At 70.2% G+C, this 2,254-nt stretch carries 2 protein-coding genes and 1 pseudogene; all 3 read right to left on the reverse strand.

The annotated features are described in order from the left end of the window. On the reverse strand, positions 1–948 hold a 948-nt coding region (locus AC1DU6_RS28205; RefSeq protein WP_477861166.1), incomplete at its 3' end, for a glycosyltransferase. Next, positions 948–1,907 carry a polysaccharide deacetylase family protein gene (locus AC1DU6_RS28210; RefSeq protein WP_457355971.1) on the reverse strand — a complete coding sequence of 320 codons (960 nt, stop codon included), beginning with the start codon at positions 1,905–1,907 and terminating at the stop codon, positions 948–950. The genes AC1DU6_RS28210 and AC1DU6_RS28205, both read right to left, overlap by 1 nt. Continuing rightward, positions 1,904–2,254 (reverse strand): annotated as a pseudogene (locus tag AC1DU6_RS28215) (hypothetical protein); the annotation flags it as partial. The pseudogene AC1DU6_RS28215 and the gene AC1DU6_RS28210, both read right to left, overlap by 4 nt.

A 2,254-nucleotide genomic window follows, 5' to 3' on the forward strand; every position in this document is an offset into this window, starting at 1 on the left:
GAGCAGGTCGGCCTGCTTCATCAGCGTGACGGCCTGGCCGTGCGGCACGGGGCCCAGCTCCGTCACCCATGCGGTGACTCCAGCCTCAGCCGCCGGGCCTGGTTTGAAGCCAGCGGCCTGCACGCGCAGCCGCGAAAGCTCCGGGCAGCCTTGGGCCTGAAGCAAGGCGATGGCCGCATACAGGTCCTGCAAACCGTAGCCAGGGCGCCAGACGCCGGTGTAGGCGATGCGCAGCAGGCCATCAGCGACGGGCGAGGCCTCGCCAGCGAAGTCGGCCGGCTCGAAGCCGTTGGTGATCAGGTGCAGGTCGCCGCGGCCGCAGTCGCGGCCGATGCTGTCCACCAGTGCGTGGGTCACGGTGACGACGGCCGCCGCGTCGCGCGCCGCCAGCCGCTCCAGCGCCGGGTTCTCGCGAGCCTGCTCGGCCGACACCTGCTCCCAGGCCATGTCGCCGCTGGGCGTCCACTGGTCGCGATAGTCGAGCACATAGGGTTTGCCGGTGCGGCGCGACACCTCGCGGGCGATGAGGAAACCGGTCCAGGGCCAGCCGCTGGCGTAGATGGCGTCAAAACCCACGCTGTCGCGCAGGGACAGGGCCCGCTCGACGGCGGGCTTGAGCCAGCCCGCGGCCTGGTCGGGCACTTCGGACCGCGCACGCAGCCGCCAGGCCAGCGCCGCGACGGCGCGCTCACGCAGGCGCCCGGGCAGCCAGCCCGCCCAGCGGCGGGCCAGCACGCGGCTCTGCAGCGGCACGCGCTCGACCCGCGTGCCAGGCCTGACCTCACTCAGCAGCTCCGAGTCGACGTGGGAGCGCGGGTCGGGCTCCAGGCTCAGCACCAGCGGCTCCCAGCCCAGATCGGGCAGATGGTTGGCGAAAGCGAGGCTGCGCCGCGTGCCGGAGTTGGTGATCGGCGGGAACAGATAGGCGATGAAGAGGACGCGGCGCATCAGCTGAGCAGGTTGCGCGCCAGCCGCAGGCCGAACTTCAGCCGGTCGCGATCCCAGGGCGTGAAGCGCGGGATCTGGAACACGTCGTCGCCGCGCCGCGCCGCGGCCCAGCGCGTGGACACGGCCGCATCGAAGCCGAGTTCGCGCACGAGGGCGGGATGCACCTCGGGCAGGTAATCCGTCCCCGGCTTGCCGTTGGGATAGGCGAACAGGCCGACCTTCTCGCCCAGCAGCTGCTGCAGCACATCGCGGCTGCGGCCGATCTCGTCGGCGGCCTGGCTGGCGTCGAGCGTGGCCAGGATGGGATGGCTGACCGTGTGAGCACCGATCTGCATGCCGGCACGACGAAGGCTGCGCACCTGCTCGCTGCTCATCATCAGGTCGTCCGGCGGGTTGACCTCGGCGCGCGCCGCGATGGCATTGACGCAGGCCAGCCGCGGCTCGGGAGGCAGGTATTTCACGCGTTCGATGAGCTTGCCCAGCATCGCGCGGCGGCCAGCGGTATCGCCCAGTGCCAGTTGGCCCAGGTCCTCGCCGCGACCGTCCTGCAGGCCGCGCAGGTCCAGCATGGACTTGGCGCTGAGCCGCACCGATTCGATCAGCGTGTCGTTCCACATGCGGCCGCCATCCAGAAAGCCGGTGGCGACAAAGAAGCTGCAGGGCAGGCCGTGCTTCTGCAGCAGCGGCAGGGCGACGTCATGGTTGTCGGCATAGCCGTCGTCGAAGCTCAGCGCGGCAGCCCGTGCCGGCAGGCTGCCATCGTGAAGCTGCCGGATCGCCGTGTCCAGCGGCAGCACGTTGAACCAGGACTTGGCCCAGCCCAGCAGTTCATCGAAGCGGGCCGCGTCGACCTCGTCGGGAAACAGCGGGTCGAGCTCGCGCAGCACGCGGTGGAAGATCAACACGGTCAGGCGCGCACGCGCGCCGGCCGGGGACAGCAGGCTGAACAGGGGCTTCATGGCAGGGGGATGCTTTTCTTCTTCTCGAAGCGCTTCTTCAGGAACTCGGGCCAGTAGATGACCGGCTCCTCCTTCTCCCGCAGCCACTCCTTGCGCTCCAGCCAGCGCCGGCCGACGACGGCCAGCACCAGCACGTTGTACGGCAGGTCCCAGTAGCTCAGGCTCAGGAAGGCGCCGCCCACGGCATAGCCGGCCAGGCTCACCTGCAGCATGCCGCCGAGGTCCGACAGCCATTGCGTCTCGGGCTTGCCGCGCGCCTTCGTGCGCAAGGTGCCGGCCGTGAACCAGCCCATGGTGAACAGCGCCAGGAAGATGAACAGGCCGACGAAGCCCTGTTCGCCCAGCAC

The organism is Roseateles sp. P5_B10 (assembly GCF_056400485.1).

Coding starts and splice junctions, on each gene's coding strand:
- AC1DU6_RS28210 (WP_457355971.1), bottom strand. CDS start 1,907: ATGAAGCCCCTGTTCAGCCTGCTGTCCCCGGCCGGCGCGCGTGCGCGC.